This window comes from Gemmatimonadota bacterium (assembly GCA_026702745.1).
Classification (GTDB): Bacteria; JAAXHH01; JAAXHH01; order JAAXHH01; family JAAXHH01; genus JAAXHH01.
The window spans coordinates 27,991-50,901 of the sequence record JAPPBT010000072.1 but is presented as its reverse complement, the minus strand read 5'-3'; the positions used below and the strand labels follow the sequence as shown (position 1 = coordinate 50,901).

20 protein-coding genes and 2 tRNA genes are annotated in these 22,911 nt (G+C 63.0%); 17 read left to right on the top strand and 5 right to left on the bottom strand.

Going from position 1 to position 22,911, the window contains the following annotated elements:
* Positions 1 to 33 precede the first annotated feature (33 nt).
* Positions 34 to 107, bottom strand: a tRNA-Met gene (locus OXH56_12590).
* Between the two features lie 158 nt (positions 108 to 265).
* Between OXH56_12590 and OXH56_12585 the strand changes: the two genes are divergently transcribed.
* The 14 genes from OXH56_12585 to OXH56_12520 all read left to right on the top strand — a co-directional run bounded on the left by OXH56_12585 (position 266) and on the right by OXH56_12520 (position 16,296).
* Positions 266 to 1,690: an amino acid permease gene (locus OXH56_12585; GenBank protein MCY3556144.1), complete on the top strand. Its 1,425-nt coding sequence runs from the start codon at positions 266 to 268 to the stop codon at positions 1,688 to 1,690.
* Between the two features lie 7 nt (positions 1,691 to 1,697).
* Positions 1,698 to 2,630 (top strand): hypothetical protein, encoded by a 933-nt coding sequence (locus OXH56_12580; protein ID MCY3556143.1) that lies wholly within the window; start codon positions 1,698 to 1,700, stop codon positions 2,628 to 2,630.
* Between the two features lie 25 nt (positions 2,631 to 2,655).
* A complete protein-coding gene (locus OXH56_12575) occupies positions 2,656 to 4,089 on the top strand; it encodes an extracellular solute-binding protein (GenBank protein MCY3556142.1) in 1,434 nt (477 codons plus the stop codon).
* A gap of 100 nt (positions 4,090 to 4,189) precedes the next feature.
* Positions 4,190 to 5,293, top strand: coding sequence for an ABC transporter ATP-binding protein (locus OXH56_12570; GenBank protein MCY3556141.1), 1,104 nt, complete (start codon positions 4,190 to 4,192; stop codon positions 5,291 to 5,293).
* Positions 5,294 to 5,315: 22 nt separating this feature from the next.
* Positions 5,316 to 7,016, top strand: coding sequence for an iron ABC transporter permease (locus tag OXH56_12565; protein MCY3556140.1), 1,701 nt, complete (start codon positions 5,316 to 5,318; stop codon positions 7,014 to 7,016).
* A gap of 176 nt (positions 7,017 to 7,192) precedes the next feature.
* A complete protein-coding gene (locus tag OXH56_12560) occupies positions 7,193 to 8,029 on the top strand; it encodes a DUF502 domain-containing protein (GenBank protein MCY3556139.1) in 837 nt (278 codons plus the stop codon).
* Positions 8,030 to 8,230: 201 nt separating this feature from the next.
* Positions 8,231 to 9,784: a diadenylate cyclase CdaA gene (cdaA, locus tag OXH56_12555; protein MCY3556138.1), complete on the top strand. Its 1,554-nt coding sequence runs from the start codon at positions 8,231 to 8,233 to the stop codon at positions 9,782 to 9,784.
* A gap of 235 nt (positions 9,785 to 10,019) precedes the next feature.
* Entirely contained in the window at positions 10,020 to 10,895 is an 876-nt protein-coding gene (locus OXH56_12550; GenBank protein MCY3556137.1) for a serine hydrolase, read from the top strand.
* A gap of 93 nt (positions 10,896 to 10,988) precedes the next feature.
* Positions 10,989 to 11,156: a hypothetical protein gene (locus OXH56_12545; protein MCY3556136.1), complete on the top strand. Its 168-nt coding sequence runs from the start codon at positions 10,989 to 10,991 to the stop codon at positions 11,154 to 11,156.
* Positions 11,157 to 11,172: 16 nt separating this feature from the next.
* The gene (locus OXH56_12540) at positions 11,173 to 11,862 is read left to right on the top strand and encodes a DUF4159 domain-containing protein (protein MCY3556135.1); all 690 of its coding nucleotides are present in this window, start codon (positions 11,173 to 11,175) and stop codon (positions 11,860 to 11,862) included.
* Between the two features lie 127 nt (positions 11,863 to 11,989).
* A complete protein-coding gene (locus OXH56_12535; GenBank protein ID MCY3556134.1) occupies positions 11,990 to 12,328 on the top strand; it encodes a hypothetical protein in 339 nt (112 codons plus the stop codon).
* A gap of 154 nt (positions 12,329 to 12,482) precedes the next feature.
* Positions 12,483 to 13,547, top strand: coding sequence for an ABC transporter permease (locus tag OXH56_12530; GenBank protein ID MCY3556133.1), 1,065 nt, complete (start codon positions 12,483 to 12,485; stop codon positions 13,545 to 13,547).
* 67 nt (positions 13,548 to 13,614) lie between these two features.
* Positions 13,615 to 14,724, top strand: coding sequence for a substrate-binding domain-containing protein (locus OXH56_12525; GenBank protein MCY3556132.1), 1,110 nt, complete (start codon positions 13,615 to 13,617; stop codon positions 14,722 to 14,724).
* 72 nt (positions 14,725 to 14,796) lie between these two features.
* A complete protein-coding gene (locus OXH56_12520; protein MCY3556131.1) occupies positions 14,797 to 16,296 on the top strand; it encodes a sugar ABC transporter ATP-binding protein in 1,500 nt (499 codons plus the stop codon).
* A gap of 25 nt (positions 16,297 to 16,321) precedes the next feature.
* Here OXH56_12520 and OXH56_12515 read toward each other — a convergent pair whose 3' ends face one another.
* The 3 genes from OXH56_12515 to OXH56_12505 are packed head-to-tail and all read right to left on the bottom strand — an operon-like array spanning position 16,322 to position 20,567.
* Positions 16,322 to 17,146, bottom strand: coding sequence for an SDR family NAD(P)-dependent oxidoreductase (locus tag OXH56_12515; GenBank protein ID MCY3556130.1), 825 nt, complete (start codon positions 17,144 to 17,146; stop codon positions 16,322 to 16,324).
* Between the two features lie 13 nt (positions 17,147 to 17,159).
* Entirely contained in the window at positions 17,160 to 18,914 is a 1,755-nt protein-coding gene (locus OXH56_12510) for a peptide ABC transporter substrate-binding protein (protein MCY3556129.1), read from the bottom strand.
* Between the two features lie 33 nt (positions 18,915 to 18,947).
* Positions 18,948 to 20,567 carry a SulP family inorganic anion transporter gene (locus OXH56_12505; GenBank protein ID MCY3556128.1) on the bottom strand — a complete coding sequence of 540 codons (1,620 nt, stop codon included), beginning with the start codon at positions 20,565 to 20,567 and terminating at the stop codon, positions 18,948 to 18,950.
* 168 nt (positions 20,568 to 20,735) lie between these two features.
* Between OXH56_12505 and OXH56_12500 the strand changes: the two genes are divergently transcribed.
* The 3 genes from OXH56_12500 to OXH56_12490 are packed head-to-tail and all read left to right on the top strand — an operon-like array spanning position 20,736 to position 22,682.
* Positions 20,736 to 21,431, top strand: a complete 696-nt coding sequence (locus OXH56_12500; protein MCY3556127.1) for an SOS response-associated peptidase — start codon at positions 20,736 to 20,738, stop codon at positions 21,429 to 21,431.
* Between the two features lie 37 nt (positions 21,432 to 21,468).
* Positions 21,469 to 21,951, top strand: a complete 483-nt coding sequence (locus OXH56_12495) for a hypothetical protein (protein ID MCY3556126.1) — start codon at positions 21,469 to 21,471, stop codon at positions 21,949 to 21,951.
* On the top strand, positions 21,948 to 22,682 hold the full coding sequence (locus OXH56_12490; GenBank protein MCY3556125.1) for a helix-hairpin-helix domain-containing protein: 735 nt from the start codon (positions 21,948 to 21,950) through the stop codon (positions 22,680 to 22,682). The genes OXH56_12495 and OXH56_12490 overlap by 4 nt, the downstream gene beginning before the upstream one ends.
* A 65-nt stretch (positions 22,683 to 22,747) precedes the next feature.
* Here the strand turns inward: OXH56_12490 and OXH56_12485 are convergent.
* Positions 22,748 to 22,822 (bottom strand) — tRNA-Pro (locus OXH56_12485).
* Positions 22,823 to 22,911 lie beyond the last annotated feature (89 nt).

Here is a 22,911-nt window from a genome sequence, read left to right as displayed (position 1 = left end):
ATGGCCTTCCGAGTGCAGAAAGGCCATGGAACATAGCGGCGCAGGGATTCGAACCCCGGACACTCGGATTATGATTCCGATGCTCTGACCAACTGAGCTACGCCGCCTCGAATCGAACATCCCAATATAGACCCGGAGGGGTAGGGTGTCAAGGCAATTACCGGTCCCCACAGCCGGCTTCAATGTGATTGTTATTGACCTGTGAATAGGGATGCATTACACATGTTTATGCTAGATTTCACAAGCATTTCCGTCGAGGTGAGGATTGGCTGAAACCGATTCGAATGCCGCCGCTGGTCCGGTAGCCGATACCGAAGACGAAGGTCTCGTTCGGGGGCTCGGTCCCCTTGAGGCCACCACCATCATCGTGGGCGGCGTGATCGGTTCCGGCATCTTCCAGGCGCCGAGCGCCATCGCCTCCAACGTGGGCTCGCCGGGCATGAGCCTGCTCGTCTGGCTGGTCTGCGGTCTCCTCGCGCTCTGCGGCGGGCTCTGCATCGCCGAACTCGGCGCAATGCTTCCCCGGACAGGCGGCCAGTACGTCTACGTCCGCGAAGCCTACCGCAGGCGCTGGGTCACCTTCATCTACGGCTGGTCCGCCTTCTGGCTCGTGTGGCCGGTTTCCATCGCCGCCGTCGCCAACGTATTCGCCAATTACCTCGCCAGCGTGGTCAACATCATCACCGCCGACGCGGGCGGCCAGGGCATCGTCCTGAGCGACGGCGCCCAGGCGGTGATCGCCTCGACGTGCGTGTTGGTCCTGATGATGATCAACGTGGTCGGCGTCCGATGGAGCGGCAGGGTCACCAACCTGTTTACCTTCATCAAGGTGGCCGCACTTGGCGGACTCATCCTGCTGGGCCTGTTCATGGCCGAGAAGGGATCGATGGAGCATTTCTCGCCGTTGTTCGGCGGAGGCGTGACGGCCGTGGGCGGATTCGCACTGGGCGCTTTCGGCGCGGCCATGGTGACCGGCCTGTTCTCGTACGAAGGATGGACCTTTTCCAGTTACGTCGCCGGGGAGATGCGCGACCCGCGCCGCAATCTCCCGCTGTCGATCATCGTCGGCATACTCTTCGTGATTGCAATTTACCTGGCGGCGAACTTCGTGTACATGCTGGTCCTGCCCTTCGAGCAGGTCCAGACCTCGCAGTGGATCGCCGCGGACGTGATGAAGGTACTGCTGGGCGACGGGGGCGCTCTCTTCATCTCGATCGGCGTGATGTGTTCCACCTTCGGAGGGGTCAATGTGCACATGCTGGTGGCGCCCCGCCTGTTTTTCGCCCAAAGCAGGGACGGTCTTTTCTTCAAGGGGCTCAGCCGCGCGCACCCGAGGTTCCGCACGCCGGCGGCGTCCATTCTCGCCCAGGGTGTTCTGGCCGCCCTCTTCGCGCTGACGCCGAGATTCGAGGATATCATCTCCTACGGTTCCTTCACTTCATACGCCTTTTCCATCCTCGCCATCGCCGCGGTCATCGTGCTGCGCTACAGCCGGCCCGACGCGCACAGACCGTACAGGACCTGGGGCTATCCGGTTACGCCCCTGCTTTTCCTCGCCGTCATATCCGGTTACCTGGTGTCTCTGCTGACCAACGTGGCGTTCATCTACAATACGCTCATCGGCCTGGCCATCGTCGCCGCCGGCTTTCCCTTCTACTTCTACTGGGAAAAGAAAAACAAAGGAAGCTGAGGGATTCATGCGGGATTTGCTGATCGTGGAACAGAACAACGTCATCCGCTACGATGACGTGTCCCTCTCCCATCTCCAGGAGACCCTCGACGGCTCCAATGGCCTGTTCTGGTTGGACATCGAGCAGATCACGGACGAAGACGCGGCGTTTCTGAGCGATTTCAAGGAGTTCGGCGTCCATCCCCTGTCGGTGAAAGCTTGCCGGGAGGTTTCCACCCGGCCCTATTCGGCGGTGTTTCCGGGACATCTGTTCATCGTTCTGCACGTGCAGGAGGGTCCGGACGCGCCGCCGGCCAAGTTGGGGTTCTTCCTGGCGCCCGGCTACCTGGTGACCGTGCACGCCACCCCGCTGGCTTTTTTGCAGGAAGTCAAGGACCGGATCCAGCGGGATGCCCAGCTGATGCGGTCCACGGACCAGGCGGTCGGCCTGATCATGCAGACCATTGCCGATTGCCAGGACCCGCTGGTTGCCGAGCTTGCCGTGGAATCGATCCCACCGGACCAGGACCTGGAAGCCCGATGGGTCTACGACAGGCAGCGCCGCCTGAACGACATGATTCATCTCGTCAAACCACAATGCGACATCGTCCATTCGCTTTACGCCGGCGAGAAACTCTCCCTGCAGGCCGATGCGGTCGTCCAGCTGCAGGACGCGTATTACCGGTTCAGGAACATGGTCGACGGGCTCACGCGTACCTGGGAAATGCTGAACGACGCGGCGATGGCCGCCCAGACGAAGGCCCTCAGGAGAATCGACGCCTCCTCGCGGCGGCTGACCTTCCTGGTCGCCCTGCTGCTTCCCGTGCTCGTCCTGGCCGTCCTGCTCGGGATCGACGATCCCCTGTTGAGCAACTTGGCCGGTCCGGCGGCCGTGGGCATCGGCCTGGCAGTCTCGTTGCTGGTTGCCATCGTGCTGGTCCTCACCGCGAAAAAGCGATAACGGTCCTAAACTCCCCGAGGTATCGTTGAACCGTCGGCAAGTCATCCGTTCCCTCATACGGGGTCTCCTCTTCACGGGCGTCGTCTTCCATGCCTCCGTCCCAACCTCCGTTTCCGCGCAGGACCGCCTGGTCATCGTCTCTCCGCACTGGGAAGGCATCCGCTACGAATTCACCCGGGGTTTCGACGCTTTCTACCGCGAAGAAACCGGCCGCGGGGTCGAGATCGAGTGGATGGACGTGGGAGGGACCGCGGAGATCATCCGGTTCATAAAGTCCGAGTTCACCGGCAAGCCGGAAGGCATCGGGATCGACATGATGTTCGGCGGGGGCAGCGATCCCTTCGTGGAACTGGCGCACCTCGACCTGCTGGCGCCCTACCGCCTTCCCGATGACCAGTTGGACGGTCTGCCGGCCGAGGCGGGGGGCTACCCTATTTACGACGCGGACTACCGGTGGTACGGCGCGACGATGGCCGGGTTCGGCATCATGTACAACAAGCGGGTAGCCCAGCTCGTGGAACTTCCCGTGCCGGAGACCTGGGAAGACCTGGCCGAACCCGGGCTCTACTCGTGGGTAGGCGCGGCCGATCCCAGGAAGAGCGGCAGCGCGCATGTGCCTTTCGAGATCATGCTGCAGGTCTACGGCTGGGAACGGGGCTGGCAGATCATCACCGCCCTGGGCGCCAACGCCCGGGGATTCGCGAATTCGGGAAGCCAGGTGCCCAAAGACGTGACCTCCGGCGAAGTGGCCTACGGGATGGCCATCGATTTCTACGCCTGGGCACAGATCAACGCCGTGGGACCCGATATGATCGGATATACCATGCCGGACAATCTCACGATCCTGAACCCGGACGGCATATCCATTCTGAAAGGCGCGCCCAACATGGCCGTGGCGCAGTCCTTCCTTCGCTATGTCCTCTCCGAGGCCGGCCAGCGCCTGTGGATGCAGAATCCGGGTACGCCGGGCGGACCGGAGCAGTTCCAGCTGAACCGGTTCACGGTACTGCCCCGCCTCTACCAGCGCATTGATCCGGCGCACACCTCGGTTACGTTCAATCCCTTTGCCTGGAAATCGTCCTTCGTGTACGATGCCGTGAAAGGCGCCGCGCGGCGTCATATCGTCGACGACATGATCGGCGTATTCGTCATCGACGCCCACGCGGCCCTGCAACGTACCTGGCGGCGCGCTATCGAAAGGGGAGACGTGGAGCGTCTCCTGCCGTCACTGGGCGCCGTGCCCGTCACGGAGGAGGAATCCCTGGCCCTGGGCGACCGCTGGAGGGACCAGTCCTTTCGGAACCGGACGCTGCTCTCGTGGAGCCGGCTGGCGGCCGAGAAATACGGATCGAGTTCCTCCGGCTGGGCGGGCGCCCGGTACCTGCTTTTCTCCGGCAGCGGCCTGGTACTGGCGGGGATGGTGCTATACCTCTGGCGGTTGAAGCGGAGAAGCGGATGAGGTCCCGGTTCAGCCTTCGAACGGCGCGTTACAGCCGGCGCGGACGGCTGCGTGTTCTTTCATATCCTGAGTGGTTTTGTATATCCGGGGAGACCGAAGCATGGTCAGTCTGACCCTGCGGGGAGTGACCAGGAAATTCGGTGACGTGACGGCGGTCGACGACGTATCGGTGGAGATCGCCGGGGGTGAACTGTTCTTTCTCCTGGGACCTTCCGGCTGCGGAAAGACGACGCTCCTTCGATTGATCGCCGGGTTCTACGCGCCCGACGCGGGTAGCATCCTGTTCGACGATCACGACGTGACGAGGACGCCGCCCCACCGGCGGAACACGGGCATGGTGTTCCAGAACTACGCGCTCTGGCCGCACATGTCCGTGTGGGAGAACGTGGCCTACGGACTCGTCCTGCGCAAGATCCCGTCATCGGAACAGAACGACCGCGTCTCGGAAGCGCTGAAGATGGTGCGGATGGATCCCTACGGGGAGCGATCGCCGAACCAGTTGTCCGGCGGTCAGCAGCAGCGCGTGGCCCTCGCCCGCGCCCTCGTGATCCGGCCCGATGTGGTGCTGCTCGACGAGCCGCTGTCCAACCTGGACGCCCGGCTCCGCCTGGAAATGCGCGATGAGATCCGGCGGATCCACGACGAGACCGGCACGACGATGATCTACGTGACCCACGACCAGAAGGAAGCCCTGTCCATGGCGGACCGCGTGGCCGTGATGGACATGGGAGCCGTGGTCCAGACCGGGGAGCCGCGTTCGATCTACGATCGGCCCGCGAACGCGTTCGTGGCGGATTTCATTGGGGAAACGAATTTCGTGGCCGGCCGGCTGACGCGTTCGGAGCTTCCTCTGGCCGTCGAGACCGCGGTCGGTGTCCTCCATTCGACGGTCGCACCCGTCGAGGACCTGTCGCCGGGTGACGAAGTGGTATGCTCCGTCCGGCCCGAGGCCATCCGCGTTTCGGATCCGGACGCCGGCGGCAGCGAGGACCCCGCCGGCGGCGAGGACGAGAACGTGATGGACGGCGTCGTGCGGCAGACCGTCTACCTCGGCGACCACGAGCAGTATTCGGTCCGGCTGGCCGACGGTACGCCCATGAAGCTGGTGGACCACCGCCCCGGCCGACGTCTCGCGGGGCCCGGCGCCCCGGTCCGGTTGAAGTGCGACGCGTCGCAGGTCGTCGTGCTCGGGAAACCGGGATAGCGGTACCGCGGAGCCTGCCCTCATGCCCAGTAGCCGATTCGATCTCTCGGACCTGACCCCCGGCGTTCTCGCTATCCTGGGCATTCTCGTCCTCTTCTTCGGCCTCTTCCTGTTCTACCCGATCCTGCACGTCCTGTTGAACGCCTTCTACACGGACGAACAGTTTTCCGTGGAGTTCTTCGGGCTGATGTTGCAGAGCCCCGTGCAGCAGCGGGCGCTGATCAACAGTTTCGAGCTGGGCATCGTCACGACCGCCCTAACGACGATCATCGCCCTGCCCATGGCCGTCGCTCTCGTACGGTACGATTTCATCGGGAAGGGCCTGCTGGGCGGCCTCGCCCTCGTGCCCATGATCATGCCCCCATTCGTGGGCGCCATCGGGATGAAGCAGATGTTCGCCCGGTTCGGTTCGATCAACCTGTTCCTCCTGGAAACGGGCCTCATCGACACGCCCATCGACTGGTTCGGAGGCGGCGGATTCTGGGGCGTCGTGATCCTCGAGGCGCTGCACCTGTACCCCATCATGTACCTGAACATCGCCGCCGCGCTGGCCAACGTGGACCCCAGCCTGGAGGAGTCGGCCCGCAACGTGGGCGCGGGCGGCTTCCGCCTGTTCCGCACCGTTACATTCCCGCTCATGCTGCCGGGATACTTCGCCGGCGCGATCATCGTCTTCATATGGGCCTTTACGGACCTGGGCACTCCCCTGATTTTCGAATTCCGCGAGGTGGTGGCGGTCCAGATCTTCAACATGTCCACCGACGTCCACGCGAATCCTCTTGGCTACGCCCTGGTCGTCTTCGTCGTCCTGGTCACGCTCGCCCTGTTCTACCTCTCCAAGAAGTTCTTCGGAGGCCGCCACTACGAGATGGTCGCTCGCGGCCACGTGGCGTCGGCCTCTAAACGCGCGACCTCCTTTGAGACCGTACTGATCTGGGGCATGCTCCTCTCCATCACGGGCATCGCGCTGATCCCCCACCTAAGCGTGGTCCTCACCTCCGTGACCGAACGCTGGTTCATGACCGTGCTCCCCTCCGACTACACCGTCGCCTATTACGGGCAGATCTTCGCCCACGACCTGACCCTGCTTTCCATTCAGAACAGCCTGTGGCTGAGCGTGATGAGCACCATCATCGATATCGTCCTCGGCGTCGCCATCGCCTACCTGCTGACCCGACGGCGCTTCCCGTTCCGGGACGCGCTGGACGCCGTGGCCATGTTGCCCCTGGCGCTGCCGGGCCTGGTACTCGCCTTCGGTTACATCTCCGGTTTTTCGGGGACCTTCCTGGACGTCCGTGTCTCTCCCGTGCCCCTGCTCATCATCGCCTATGCCGTGCGCCGCCTTCCCTACATGGTCCGGGCGGCCTACGCCGGATTCCAGCAGATGAGCGTCACCCTGGAAGAGGCTTCCATGAACCTGGGCGCCGGCCCCTTCAGAACGCTCTGGAAAGTCACCATGCCCCTCGTGCTCGCCAACATAGCGGCGGGCGCCATCCTCTCCTTCTCCTTCGCCATGCTCGAAGTGAGCGACAGCCTGATCCTGGCCATCAAGGAACAGTACTATCCCATCACCAAGGCCATCTACAGCCTGATGGGGCGCATCACCGACGGACCCTACATGGCGAGCGCCATGGGCATGCTGGGCATGATCCTCCTGGCATGCAGTTTGCTCTTCACAGGTAAAGTACTCGGTAGAAGAATGGGCCAGTTGTTCAAGGTATAGAACCAACCGCGCGGGATCTGCGTTTAACGGACAAGAGGGGTTTGTTCGGGTGAGGCCGAAACGGCGGTCGCGGGCCGGATGGTAAGGCATGCGGTCGCGTGATTGGTACGGTCTCGCAAGTTGAAACGGTTCCGGAGTTGAAACGGTTCCCGGTTGCGGTAGACAAGGCGCATACCATGTCCACCTTCAATATGGATGACCTCCCGAAGCGGCAATCCAGGTTCTCCAAAGTCCGTCAAAGTCTCAAGCGAACGATGGTGTCCGGGCTGCTCGCACTCATTCCGCTCACCATCACCGTCGCCGTGCTGAGCTGGCTGCTGACCTGGCTGGACTCCTTCGCCGCGCCGGTCATTCGCGGGTTGCTGGGACTGGATACCCGCATCCCGGGCCTGGGCATCCTGCTCATGCTGATCGTGATTTTCCTGGCTGGCTTCGTGGCTTCGAACGTGTTGGGCAGGAAGCTGATCACCTGGCTCGAAGACCTCATGATGCGGCTACCCGTCGCACGAAGGGTGTACCACCCGGTAAGGAAGATCCTGGACACCTTTACGATGGTGGGAGAGACGAGGACCTGGAAGACCGTCGTGGTCGAGTACCCTCGCCGCGGCGCGTGGATGATCGCCTTCATCGCGGGCGACATGCCGAGTGAAGAACCGAGTGAGGATCTGGTGAGCGTCTTTGTGCCCAATACGCCCAATCCCGCCGCGGGTCGCGTGGTCATCGTGCCACGCCGGGACGTGGTACCCGTGGACCTGTCGGTCGAGGAAGCCCTGGAATTCGTCGTTTCGGGCGGAACGGCCTTCAGCAACGTTCTGACCCTGCCCTCGCTGCCGTCACGCGACCAGACGGACTCCCGGTCGGCGGACTCCCGGACGGCGGACTCCCGGTCGGACCTTCCGGATTCCACATCACGGGAAGGACATCCGGTCTCCCCGTCCCGCGGCAACCGTTTGGCGCCCGCATCCATGCGCGGTCGGCGCGTACCCCTGACCCGCACCGACGACACGGTGTAGAGACGGCTGGACCCATGCGCGGCCGGCGCGTACCCCTGACCCGCACCGACGACCCGGCGTGGTGAAAGCCGGATCCGGCATCAACGGTGTTTTCGCAAAAGTCTTGTGTTTTCTTATCCTTATAGTGATTATATATCTTCTACAACTATCGTAAGTAACCGTATGGTTTGATATAGCCCGCGCTTTAAGGAATCCTCGTCGATGTTAGATCTGGTCAATCTCCTTGATATATTCATCATAGCGGCCTTGATCTACAGCCTCTACATGTGGCTGAAGGGAACCCGTGCGTACCATATCCTGATCGGTCTCGGCATTCTCGGTATCCTCTACAGCATTGCGAACTGGAGCGGGCTGCTCCTGACCAGCCAGATCCTGCAATACCTGCTCGGTGTGACCCTCCTGCTGATCATCGTGGTGTTCCAGCCCGAAATCCGGCAGCTGCTGGAACGGGTCAGCCCCCTGGTCATTTTCAGGCTTCAGTCCAGCCCCATCTCCCGGCGCATTCTGAAGGAGATCACCGAGGCCTGTTTCGAGATGTCGGAGAAGCGCATCGGCGGCCTGCTGGTCTTCCCCCGGGCGACCGGGATCTCCGGGGTCGTGCAGCACGGTGTGAAACTCGACAGTCTCGTTAGCCAGGAACTGATCGTCAGCATATTCCATCCGTCTTCTCCTATTCACGACGGCGCGATTATCGTGGAGAAGGAACGCGTGGTCGAAGCCGCCACCTATCTGCCCCTTTCAACCCGCGAGCACCTTCCGCCCCGGTACGGCACGCGCCACCGGGCGGCCCTGGGCGTATCGGAACTCGGCGATACGTTCTGCGTCGTGGTCTCCGAAGAAAGCGGCGAGGTATCCGTCGCGTCCGGTGGGGACATCTCGGCGATGGCGGACAGAGAGAAGCTCTGGCAGACGCTCGAAAAGTCACTGTTGCCCATCGAGATCCCACGCAGCAGGCCGTCGATGCAGGAAGCGATGAAGAAAATCGTCGCCCTTCGGCAGGGTTACCGGTTCAATCGCACCAATCTTACCGCCAAACTGGCGTCCATCGGCGCGGCGTGCCTGCTCTGGCTTATACTGATCGGGCAGCAGCAGTCCGAGATCGCCATAACCGCCGCACTCGAATTCCAGAACATCCCGACCAATATCGAGTTGACGGACGTTTCGACCAGCGAGGTAAACGTCCGCGTGCGTGGACCCCAGGGGAGTATTTCGACGCTGACGGCAGACCAGGTCCGCGTGATGGTAGATCTGGATGATATGGAACCCGGGACGCACACTATGCCGCTCACGGATGCGAACGTGAATTTGCCCTACGACGTGGTAGCCACTTCGATCGATCCGAGAAGCCTGACCATAAAATCCGACCGTATCGTGAACCGGCGGATCATGATCGACCATGACCTGGCCGGTCAGCTGCCCGAAGGACTGGAACTGGCGCGAGACGTCAGGGTGGAACCGCCCTCGGTGCCGATCACGGGCCGTGAAAAGGAACTCGACCAGATCGAACGGATCGTAACGTCGCCTTCCATCGACCTGTCTCAGCTCACTGCAAGCCAGGTTTTCGACTGCAGTCTGAAAGTCCTTCCGCAAAACCTGACGTTTGCCTCGTTCAGCATCGAAGGACGCGAGGTCAGGGTCCATATCGACCTGCGGCCTGTCGGCGACGGCCAGTCGGTTTCAGAAGAAACGGCCGGACTGGACCGGGTAGCGGCTTCCTCGCAGACCAGCCTGAATAACCGGCTGAATTCACCTTGACTCAGCGTTACATTCCGTCCTATTTTCCCATGCTATGAGTAGCCTTAATCCGATCTGGCCGAGGGCGGCATGGGCGAGTTGCGTCTTGCTGCTTTCGATCGCTTCCGTATCCGCGGACACTAGACCGTCCGATGGACATGCTCCGGTAGACGGTCCTATCAATGGGCCGGTCCCTGTCGTGGACGGGCCAGCCGGAGCTGCTGAGCTGTCTGGTGCAGCCGCTGAAGTGGATGCGGTGACCGGACCGCCTGGACCGCCCGGATCGGCCGGATCGGCCGCCGAAGTGGATGGACCGCCTGCGGCACCCATCAGGTCGAGCAGGTGGAGCACGGGCGTCCGTGTACGTGCGCGGGCCGCCCTCGTGGTCGACATGCAGTCGGGCGAGGTGATCTACCAGAAGAACGCAACGTCGCCGTTCCCGGTAGCGAGCATCACCAAGCTGATGACGGCCGTGACCTACATGGGTTTGAATCCGGACCTGGAAAAGAAGATCAGTATCACCCGGCAGGAGGTCTACCGGTCGAACTGGACGAAACTGAGATTCAGGGAACGAGTCTCGGCTCGGGATTTGCTGTACGCCACCCTGATCGCTTCGGACAACGCGGCGGCCCGGGCGCTGGCCCGTGCCACAGGCCTGACGATCGAGGCGTTCGTGGATCAGATGAACGACACGGCGGCTTCGCTCGGTCTGGCGGACTCGCGATTTACCGAACCCACCGGATTGGATTCAGGAAATACGTCCACCGCGGTGGACTGCATTGCCCTCCTGTGGAATGCGTTGCAGGACGACCTGCTGGCGGAGGTCCTCCTGGCAAAGGAGCACCGTTTCGGCACGAACAGGCGCACGCATACCATCCGGACCACCAATCGGCTGGTCCGCGAACCGGTATCGGAAAGCCGGTGGGCGTGCGTAGGCAGCAAAACCGGATACATCCGTAGAGCCGGGTATTGTCTCGTGCTCCGGGCCGTCGGCAACGAAGGCGACGATCTTTATGCCGTCATACTCGGAGGCCCGACGAGCAGGACCCGGTTCACGGACATGCGGCGGCTGTTGGACTGGAGCGTGAATACCGGCCGAGACGCGGGACCGCAGGCCGGGATCGGCGGCTGACGCAGGCCGGGATCGGCGGCTGACCGAATGTGGGGAGAAAACGATCGGAGAACGTCCGGAGGACGTATCTCCAGCACCGGTTGAGGAGAGCGTATGTTGGCGACGATTGGTTTCAGCGTGATCGGTACGGTAATCCTGGGTCTTGTCGCGATCGGCCTGGTCTACCTGATGGCCCTCGCGGGAGGCGGGCAGCGCGTGCGCGCTTCCGCTCGGCGCCCGGGCGGCAGGACCCGGCCCGCCCGTCCCGGCGGCCGTGGATGACCGGGAGCTTACCGCGATGATCTCCCTTCGCAGCACCGTGCATGCGCTCCTGCTGTGCGGTATCGTCCTTGGGTGGACGGGTTCCGAAGGGCGGGCGGCCGACCACGAAAACGGCAGGCTGACCATTGCGCGATTGAAGTACGACGGCGGAGGCGACTGGTACAACGACCCGGAGGCCATTCCCAACCTGGCCCGGGAGCTGCAGCTGCGAGCGGGCATAGAGACGAACCCGGATCAGCGTGTCGTCACCCTGACCGATGATCTCCTGTTTTCTTCCCCCTTCATTTTCATGACCGGCCATGGCGAGGTCAGGTGGACCGAACTGGAAATCCGGAACCTCCGCACCTACCTGGCGCGAGGCGGTTTCCTCTACGCCGATGACGACTATGGGATGGACGAGGCCTTCCGTCGGGAGATGAAACGGGTCTTTCCGGACAAGGATTTCGTCGAGCTGCCCTTCGACCATCCGATCTACCACATCATCTATGAATTCCCGGCCGGCCCGCCCAAACACCATGAGCACGACGGCAAGCCGCCCCAGGGGTTCGGGCTCTTCCACGACGGACGGCTGGTGGTGTATTACACGTACGAAAGCAATGTCAGCGACGGCTGGGCCGACGAAAAGACCCACAACGATCCGCCGGCGAAACGCGAAGCCGCTTTCAGAATGGGCATCAACATCGTCGCATACGCGCTCTATCGTTGACGCGGGTGCCGGCTTGCGGTATACTGAAACCCGGAAGGCAAAACGGACGTCTAACGATTAAAGACCATACGGCCGCTGAAACCGCGGTTCAGAGACGCACGAAGGTACCAGGAAAAGGAGTTCCATCATGAACCTCTGGCAAACGATCAAGTCAGAATTGGACGGTCCGATCGAAACCGTGCGAAAGAGCCTGTCCGGCGCGCTGGACATGGCCGAAGATCTCACGCGGAAGGGCCGGATCAAGCTGGAGATCCAGTCGGCCCGTGCCGATATCCGCAACCAGATGACCGAACTGGGAGGCCGCGTGCACCAGTTGCTGGTCGATGATGGCATCACCGACGTGTCGGGAGATACGGAAGTGAACGGCATCCTGGATCGCATCAAGGCATCGCAGCAGAAAATCGAGGACCGGGAAGAAGAACTGCAGCGCGAGGATGCGGAACCCGCGGAGAAGAAGGCCTCCTGACGCGGCGCCGCCACGCAGGATGAAAGGATGAGCACCGACCCCGGCATGCCGACGACGCATGCCGGGGTTTTCTGTTTCCCCTCCGATACGTTTTCCTTGATTTAGGCCTGCGGTTTCTTACAATTTCAGGACACCCCATCCACCGAGAAAAACCATGCGAACGCCCGGAACGACGATGCTGCCGATGCTACGAATCCTGCTCGGTTCCCAGCAAACGGGACTGATTCTCGTCATCCTGCTGCTCGGTGCGGTACTCTCCGTTTTTGCGGGGTATCACGTGGACCGCACCACGGGCGAGCTCGTCAACAATTTCCTGAATTCCCGTACGCTGATGCAGACGGCCACGGACGCCAGTTTCTTCGTGATCATGGCCGTCGGGGCAACCATGGTGATCATCTCCGGCGGGATCGATCTCTCGGTCGGCTCGATTTACGCCCTGTCCGGCGTGATGACCGCCATGGTCCTGCGGTCCATGGCTCCGGAGGCTCCCTTCGCAGTGGTCGCGTTGGCCGTCGTGACCTGCGTCAGCCTGGGTGTGCTGTGCGGCCTCCTGAACGGGTTGATGGTGGTCGGACTCCGCGTGCACCCCTTTATCGTCACGCTCGGTACGATGTGGGTGTTCCGCGGTGTCGCTTTCGTGGCCAGCGAGGCGGAGAGCATACTCGTGCCGCAGCCTCTGACCGACGCGATCAAGTTGTCCTTCGGATCCGACGCCCTCTATCCCATGCCCATGATCATCATGCTCCTCATCACGGCCGCCGGTGCCGTCTACCTGTCCAGGACCGTCATGGGCCGCCATGTTTTCGCCGTGGGCGGCAACGTGGAGGCCGGCCGCTACGCCGGGTTGCGGATCGACCGGATCCTGGTCGGCGTCTACGTGATTTCAGGACTCACCGCGGGCATTGCCGCGCTGGTGGGCAGCAGCTACTACGGTTCGGCCTCCTGCGCCGATGCCACGGGTTACGAACTCTACGTGATCGCTTCAGCGGTCGTCGGCGGCGCAAGCCTTCGCGGCGGCCGGGGAAGCGCGGTCAACGCCATGCTCGGTGCCATGTTGATCGTCCTGATCCGCCAATCCATCCGCACCCTGCACCTGGACCAGAACTACGAATGGGTCGTCATCGGGTGCGCGATCATCGTCGCCGTCGTCCTCGACCAGGTGAACCGTCGGCTCACGGCGCGCAGACTGGCCGGAGCGGACCGGTCCGTGACCGTATAGGCCGGGTCCGTGACCGTATAGGCCGGGTCCGTGACCGTATAGGCCCATACAGAAAGGAACGAGATCGATGATACCCCTGAAAAAGATGCTACGAACGATGTACGTGCGGACCAGGCCGATCGTGCCGGCCGCGCTGACCAGGCTGCGCGCACCGACCAGACTGACCATGGTGGCCATGCTGGCCGCGGGCCTGTCCATGGTTGCGGCCGGTTGCGGCGGAACTCCGCCGCCGGACGACAACCGGCTCGTGATTTCCATGATCGCCAAGAGCACGACCAATCCCGTGTTCCTGTCCTCCCGTACCGGCGCGGAGGCAGCGGCCAGGGAGTTGTCGGAAGCGCACGGCGTCGACATCGTGATCGACTGGCGCACGCCGCCGACGGAGGACGGCCAGGTACAGGCGCAGCGTATCGCACAGGCCGTGAACGAGGGCGCCGATGTGGTCCTGATCTCCTGCTCGGACGCCGCCAAGGTCACGGGCGCCATCAATGACGCGGTGGACCGGGGCGTGCCGGTGATGACCTTCGACAGCGACGCGCCGGATTCAAAGCGCTTCGCCTTCTTCGGAGTGGATGACATCAAGACCGGTGGCCTGATCATGGGGGAACTGGCCAAGGCCATGGACGGCAAGGGTCGCGTAGCCATCCTCGCGGGCAACCAGAACGCGCCGAACCTGCGCAAGCGGGTGGAGGGCGTGCTGCAGAAAGCCGCGGAGTATCCGGAGATTTCGATCGTGGGAACCTTCTATCACATCGAGACCCCCCAGGATGCCGCCGCCGAAGTCGTGCGCGTCAATAACGCCTATCCGGATATCGAGGGATGGGCCATGGTCGGCGGATGGGCGCTCTTCACGCAGACTCTGCTCACCGACCTGGATCCCGAGCGCATGAAGATCATCTCGGTAGATGCGCTGCCGCCCCAGCTGACCTACATCGAACAGGGCATCGTTCCCGTGTTGTGGGGACAGCCGACCTACCTGTGGGGGTACGAATCCGTCCGCCTGATCGTCGAGAAGATCCACCTGAAGCAGGATGTGCCCGTGATCAACCCCCTCGAACTGGTCCACGTGTCCCAGGAGAACCTCGGCGAATGGGCGGCTATGCTCCAGGGCTGGGGATTCACCGACGTGCCCGAACGGTACCTGCAGATGGATGAACAACCCGCCTCGGGCGACTGATCCGATCTGGTCGTCCGGCCCTCCGGTTTGGGCGTCCGTCTTCCGCGGGTCGTCCGGCCCTCCGGTTACCTCATGGAAAGCAACCTACCGAACCCCTATATCGAATTCGACCGGATCACCAAGCGGTTTCCAGGCGTGACGGCCCTCGACAAGGTGACCTTCGGCATCGAAGCGGGTACCTGCCATGCCGTGGTCGGCGAGAACGGCGCCGGCAAGAGCACGCTGGGCCGCATCCTGACCGGCATTTACGGCCTCGACGGCGGACAGATCCGCATCGACGGCCGGCCCGTGCGGCTTCTGGAACCGGGAGACGCCCTGGACCTGGGCATCGGCATGGTCCACCAGGAGCTCGTTTTCTGCGAGAACCTCTCCGTCGCCGAGAACCTCTGCCTGGGAAATCTGCCGTCCCGGGGCGGGTTCGTCTCCGACCGGAAGATGGAGGAACGCGCGCGTCAGTTGCTGTCGGCGATCGAAGTCGACATGGACGTGGAGACGGCCATCGGTAAACTGCCGGTGGCCCAGCAGCAACTCGTACAGATCGCGGCAGCCCTGGGCAGCGGCGCCCGCGTAATCGTCTTCGACGAGCCAACCAGCAGCCTCTCCCACGTGGAAGCGGAACGGCTTCGGGAGAACATCCGTCATCTCAAGTCCAAGGGGGTGACGTCGATCTACATTTCCCACGACCTGGACGAGATCTTCCGCCTGTGCGACGTCGTGACGGTGCTTCGAGACGGACGGCACGTGGCCACCCGGCCTGTTGCCGAACTCGATCGGCCGGCCCTGATCAACCTCATGATCGGCCGCACCTTCGAGGCCTACTTCCCCTCTCACGTGGACACCGAACCCGGCAAAGAGATGCTGGCCGTGGAAGACCTGTCGAGTCCCGGAAGGTTTGAAGACGTGTCCTTCACGGTGCGGTCCGGGGAGGTACTGGCCCTGGCCGGCCTGGTGGGCGCCGGACGTACCGAGGTGCTGCAGGCCGTGTTCGGGCTGGACCCCATGGCCACCGGCAGGATCAGCGTTTCCGGCCGGTCGGCGAGGATCCGGCATCCGATCGACGCCATGCGGTCGGGCATCGGCCTCGTGCCCGAAGACCGCAAGCGGTTCGGGCTCGTGCTGTCGCTCCGCGTGGATCAGAACATCGGCCTGCCCACCCTGGCCAGCCGGTCCGACTTCGGATGGATCCGCGGCAGCCGGGAGGAAGACCTGGCCCGGGAATATGTGAGAAGGCTGTCGGTGCGGCCCGGCGATGTCCGGTACGACACGGCGGGCCTGTCGGGCGGAAACCAGCAGAAGGTGGTCCTGGCCAAGTGGCTGGCCGCGAACTGCCCGATCCTGCTCATCGACGAACCCACCCGGGGGGTGGATGTGGGCGCCAAGTCGGAGATGCACGCCCTCATCGATCAACTGGCCCATGAGGGCACGGCCATCGTGCTCGTGTCGAGCGAACTGCCCGAGGTGCTCAACCTGTCGACGCGGATCCTCGTGCTGCGTTCCGGGCGTGTGGCCGGAGAACTATCCCGTGATGAAGCGGACCAGGGCGCGGTGATGCGGATGATGGCAGGGGTGTAGGGGTGTGTAATTGACGACACGGCTCTCATCCATTCCGGTCACGCCTCCCAGGCACGGCCGCCACGCCTTCCATGCCGCCGCTCACCCGCAGGATTTCGCCGGTGATCCAGCCCGCCGCGGGGCTGCAGAGGAAAGCCACGCCGTTCGCGATGTCCTCGGGTTCGCCCCACCTTCCGAGCGGGATGGCGCTACGAATCCGTTCGATCATCTCTTCTTCGGAAAGCCCCAGCGTCTTGCCGCGCTGGGCCATGTTGGATCGGTTGAACGCCGTATAGACCGGGCCCGGGCAGACGGCGTTCACACGCACACCGTACGCCGCCAGTTCAAGGGCCAGGGTCCGCGTCAGGCTGATGACCCCCTCTTTGGCCGCGTTGTACGCCGCGACCAGGGCCGCCGGGTTCTGCCCGTTGATGGATGAGATGTTCACGATGGCGCCCGATCCCTGTCCCTCCATGATCCGGCCCGCGGCCCGGCAGCCGTAGAAGGTCCCGGTCAGTGTGACCCGGAGGACCCGATCCCACTCCCCATCGCCCAATTCGACGATGGGTGCGACCTGCTGGCCGACCCCGGCGTTGTTCACCAGGATGTCGAGCCGGCCGTGCGCTTCGGAGACCGCATCAAAGCACGCGTTCACCGAGGCGCTGTCCGAAACGTCGACGTAAGCGGGGAGCACGGACAGTCCCAGGTTTTCGAGGCTGCCGGCTTCCTCCTCGACCTTCTCGCGTTGCAGGTCGGCCATCACCACGGTCGCGCCGTTGCGTGCCAGTCGCTCCGAAATGCCCAGACCGAGCCCCTGCGCCGCGCCGGTCACGACCGCGATGCGGCCGTCTATGCGATGGGGATCGTCCATGACGTTGATCCTTTCATCTCTCCAGTCTCTCCTTGCCGATGTACATCTCGGTGTACACGGTATTGTTCTCCCAGAAGGGATAGAATCCCGCATGATCCTGTTTCAGTCCCTTAAGCCACGGCTTGCGGAGCTGGAACCGGTGGTCGTGCCACAGAAACGCCCCGCCTGCGTCGGAGGTCAGAATCCACTCCGCCTCTTCATAAAGTTGCATCCGCCTGCCCCGGTCGGTTTCCCTCCGGGCCCGGTCGATCAGGTCATTGTAACGCGCATTGTTCCAGTCGTGGCGGGTAAAACCGCGGGGCTGGGAGCGCCAGGGCACGCCGAGCAGGCTCTGGGGATCGGAAAAATCGGCGCCGTAGCTGACCATGCCGAAAGGTATCTCCCATTCGTACATCAACCGGTTGAAGGCGTTCGCCTGCATGTTGCGGATCTCGAGCCGGATGCCGAGTATGTCGAGCAGCTGTTCCTGGATCATCTGCACGGCCTGGCCGCGCTGTGACGAGGGCGTCGCGTCGCGAAGCCAGACTTCGAGGGCGGGGAACCCCCTGCCGCCGGGATATCCGGCTTCGGCCAGGAGGCGGCGGGCGGCCTCTGGATCGAACTGTTGCAGATGCCGCAGTTTTTCTCCGGTGTAGCCGGGGAAATTCGGGGGACGCATGCCGTAGGCCGGCCGGACTGCGCCCTTGAACAGGACGTCGGCTATGGTCTGCTTGTCGATGGCCCGGGCGATGGCCTGGCGCACGCGGACGTCGTTCAGGGGTGGTTCCCGGGTCCGGAAGAACAGGTATACCGTGGATACGCCGTTGAACTTCCAGAGCTGTTCGCTCAGCCCGGGATCATTCCGGATGCGATCGAGATCCGCCGGGCTTCCGACGCCGACCAGGTCCACTTCGTCGTTCTCGTAGGGAAGCAGCCCCACGCCGCCGGACGCACTGCCGGTCCCCGCCGTCCCCGAGAAGAGGCGGACGATCTTCCTGAGATGACCGGGGTTATTGCCTTTGTAATGTGGATTCAGCCGGAACGTCATGTACTTACCCTGCACCCATTCATCCAACCGGAAGGCCGAATTGCTCACGCTTCTTCCGGCCTCCGTCCAGCGCGCGCCGTATTTCTCCACCTGCCATCGCGGTACCGGCGAGGATGCCGTGTAAGAGGTGACGTAGGGGAGGTAGGCACAGGGTTCCTCGGTTTCGATTTCAAGGGTCAGTTCGCCGACCGCCCGTACACCGAGCAGGTCCGGGTCGGCGGTCTTTCGCTGGTTGTACGCTCTGGCGCCCTTGATGTCGTAGTAGAAGAAGGCGTACACGTTGCCGCTGTCCGGATGGAGCAGGCGCTTGTAGGTGTATTCGAAGTCGCGAGCGGTGACGGGTGTGCCGTCGCTCCAGCGCGCGCCGGGATGGAGGTGGAACGTCCAGGTCCTTCCGTCGGGAGAGCGTTCCCACCGGTCTGCCGCGCCGGGAATGAGCGCTTCGTTCTCGTCGACCATGCAGAGTCGTTCGAAGAGGAACGCGCTGCCCAGGGACTCGTACAGTGCGACGCTGACGTCCAGGCTGGAGGGTTCGTTGGAGAAGTAGCGGAATACCTGGCGTTCGGGCGGCGCCGCGTCCGCCGGGAGGGGCCGGGCCGCGGCTTCTTCCGACGGGACGGTCTCGACAAAAGGATAGCCGGGAAGGTCGGCGGAGCGGTTGCCGCAGGACGTGGCCGTAAGCAGGGCGACGATTAACCCATATAGGCAGAACGGGTAGTATGGTCTGCAAGGTACGAGCATGTGCCCTCGCCTTGCCCTTGGTGTTTCGCGGGCTCACATCCCGAGCAACTTCCTGGCGACCACGCGCGCTTCATCCAGCGTTTCCACGATATGGGCCTGCGGTACGCGCTGGATGATCCCAAGGGCGGAAAGGGTATCCTCGACGGAACCCGAAAGCGACATGACGATGAACGCCGTGTCTTCGCTCGTGGCGACGCCCATGAGCTGTTCGACGACCATGGCCGCGCTGTCGTCGATGTACGTGGCCCCGGAGAAATCGAAGATGACGACGTCATGGTCCTTGATGTCCTCGCTGATCACCCCCACCAGCTTCTTGGACGAGGCCACGGTGAAACTGCCCCGAAGCGCGACCAGGCCGACCCGGGCTGTGAATTCGTCCATGCCGGACTGTTCTTCTTCCGACGTAAAGAACTGACGGTCCAGCAGCGGAACGGACACCACGCTGTCCAGCTCGAGGCTTTCCAGCTTCCTGGCGTGGGCCATGCCGGCGACGATCAAGCCGATGGCCACGGCGGTGACCAGGTCGACGAAAACAGTCAGTCCCAGGGTGATCAGCAGGATGGAGAGATGCTCCCCTCGGAGACGGTGGATCCGCTTCAGCATCCGCCAGTCGACGATGTCCCATCCCACCTTCATGAGAATCCCCGCCAGCACGGCGTGAGGAATCGGCTCGACGACCCAGCCCAGGCCCATGAGGAGCACAAGCAGGATGACCGCGCGGATCGCGCCGGACAGGCGGGTGGTGCCGCCGGCCCGGATATTGGTTACCGTGCCCATGGTGGCGCCGGCGCCGGGGAGACCGCCGATCAGTCCGGCCACCATGTTTCCGATGCCCTGCCCAACCAGTTCCTGGTCCGCCCGGTGGCGCGTTCCCGTCAGCGAGTCGGCGATGAGGGAGGTGAGCAGGCTGTCCACCGAACCCAGCAGGGCGAGGATAAGCGCGGGCTCGATGGCGCGCAGGAGGAAGTCGGCGGTAGGCGGCACGAGGACGATCTCCGGCAGGCCGGAAGGAATGATCCCGATGACCGGTACATCGGTCAGCCAGAGCACGCTCAGCAATGTGCCGACGACGAGGGCGACGAGGGTGCCCGGAACGATACGTGACAGCCGGCCTGGCCAGAGCACGCCGACGGCCAGGGTGACAAAGGCGACCGAGAAGGCGCTGTAGTTGATGTCCCCGATGACTTCCGACAGTACGCGAATGGTGCCGACCACGCCGCCTGGCGCGGCTGGCGCGCCGATAAAGGGCAGGGCCTGAATCAGCATGACGATCAAGCCGATCCCGGACATGAATCCCGAGATCACCACGTGGGGGGTGTAGGCGACGTAACGGCCGATTCGCAGCACACCCAGCAGAATCTGCAGGAAGCCGCCCATCATGACCACGATCAGGGCTTCGCTCATCGAGCTGGCGTGTTCCGTAATGATGACCGCCATGGCCACGGTCATGGGCGCCGTGGGGCCGGAAATCTGGGAACGGGTACCGCCGAACAGCGCGGCGAACAGGCCGACGCCGATCGCGCCGTAAAGCCCGGCTGCCGCGCCCATGCCCGACGCGACGCCGAAGGCGAGTGCGACCGGCAGGCCCACAACCGCCGCGGTAATCCCACCGAACAGATCGCCGCGGAAAGTGTCCAGGCTGTAGTTCGACATAGCGCTCATGTTCCTGGCTGATTGGGCTTGCATCACGGAGAAAGCAACGTATCTTCGCTGTTTAGATGATATACATCGATCTGGCAAGGTCAATGTTTCCATGCATGTACTATCAACCCGCATGGCAATAGCGACGCGCGAATCATATAGTAAAGGACGACTGCGACCATGTGCGGCCGCCTCTCACAGAACCTGACCTGGCAGCAGATCTACACGCTGTACACACTGCCTGTTTCCGCGCCTCGGCTTGATCCGCAACCCCGATTCAACGGTGCGCCAACCCAGGAATTCGCGCTCTGCCGCCTGGACGAAAGCGGGTTGAGATCCATGTCCGTGCTTCGCTGGGGACTGGTCCCGTTCTGGGCCAAAGACGTAAAGATCGGTGCGCGGATGATCAACGCCCGGGCGGAGTCCGTCCAGGAAAAGCCGGCCTTCCGATCGGCCTTCCGCACGAGGCGGTGCCTCATCCCGGCGAATGGATGGTTCGAATGGAAGCGGTTCGGGCCGGCCGGTGGCGGCAAGCAACCGTATTTCCTGGCGCTTGAAAACGGTTCAGCCCTCTCCTTCGCCGCGCTGTGGGAGCAGTGGGGCCGGGACGGCCAGCATCTCGAGACTTTCACCATCATCACGACTGAAGCTTCGTCCGCACTTGCGGATATACACGATCGACAGCCCGCGGTGGTCGATCCGGACGACTTCACCGATTGGCTCGATCCCGGTACGCCCGCGGAGACGCTGCAGGAGATCATCGGAACGGCCCACGAAGGACCCTATGAAATCCGTCCTGTGAGCGACCAGGTAAACCGGGTGGCCAACGACACGCCGGACATACTGAAGCCGCTGGAAAAGCAAACGCTGTTCTGACGGCTTGACGCGATCCAGAGTACGCGAGGCACGAAACGTGGTTCAACCACACCGTGGGATTCCGCAGGACGATGCCGGAACGCTCCGGCGACTCGTTCTGGTCGTGCTGACGTTCGGCATCGTCGGCGTTGGTTTCGAACTGGTGCTGCTGGATCACATGGAAGATCCCTGGCAATGGGCGCCGATCGTACTGCTGGCCGCCGCGCTGCCGGTTTCGATCTGGCTCATCCTCTCGCCCGGCATCGCCGTCATTCGGACGTACCAGGCCATGATGGTCCTGTTTGTACTCTCCGGATTCGTGGGGCAGTGGCTGCACTACCAGGGCAACGTGGAGTTCGAACTGGAAATGTATCCTTCGCGGCAAGGGCTCGAACTGGTGTGGGAGGCGTTGGGCGGCGCTTATCCGTCCCTCGCGCCGGGCACCATGATATTGTTCGGTTTGCTTGGCCTGGCGGCCTGCCGTCGGCATCCGGCCCTTCATTCAATACCAGTAACCACCAATTCCCTGGAGAAACCATGACGAACTTTATGAAACCGCGGTCTGTTTTGTTACACGCGCTGATCACCGGCCTGTTCGCGGTCGTGATGGGAGGATGCGGCGGTTCGGAAACGGACGGTTCGGGCAGTCCGGGCAGCCCAGGCAGTCCGGACGATGCCGCCCAGGTCGAATCGGCCGTCGAATCGGCGTCTGCGGTCATTAATCCCAATCTCGCCGGTAACGACGAACTCGCGATGCTTCCGGGCATGACCGCCGAGCTTGCTGACGCGGTACTGGATGCGCGTCCCTTCATGGACATGATCGAACTGGACGGGCTGGTCGCCGGGCACGTGGGCGGAGATGAAGCCGCCGCGCTTTACGCAGGCATGTTTATACCCCTGAACCTGAACACGGCTTCGGACGCGGAGATTCTGCTGGTGCCCGGCGTGGGGGACCGGATGCTTCATGAATTCAAGGAGTACCGCCCCTATCTTTCCATCGCCCAGTGGCGGCGGGAGATGGGCAAGTACGTGGATGACGCGGAGGTCGCCCGCATGGAGCAGTACGTGTTCGTCCCCATCGACCTGAATACGGCCACCGACGAGGAGATACTCGCCGTACCCGGCGTGGGCGAACGCATGGCCCATGAATTCAGGGAATACCGTCCGTATACCAGCATGGAGCAGTTTCGCCGTGAAATCGGGAAGTACGTGGACGACGGCGAGGTGGACCGGCTGGCAAGATACGTGGAGATCCGAAGCCAGGATCCGTAGAAATAAGCGTGCTGTGTGCGGGGTATCTGCAGCAGGAAGTGTGCTGTATGCGGGCGAATCTGTAATCGGGGTGGGGGGATTTGAACCCCCGACCCCCTGCTCCCAAAGCAGGTGCGCTGACCGGACTGCGCTACACCCCGTAAATCTCGGACAATGATACGGTTCGCCGGTGGGCCTGTCAAGGCAAACCCCGGTCGCAGCGTCCCTTGAGCGGGCCCTGAGTGGGCCT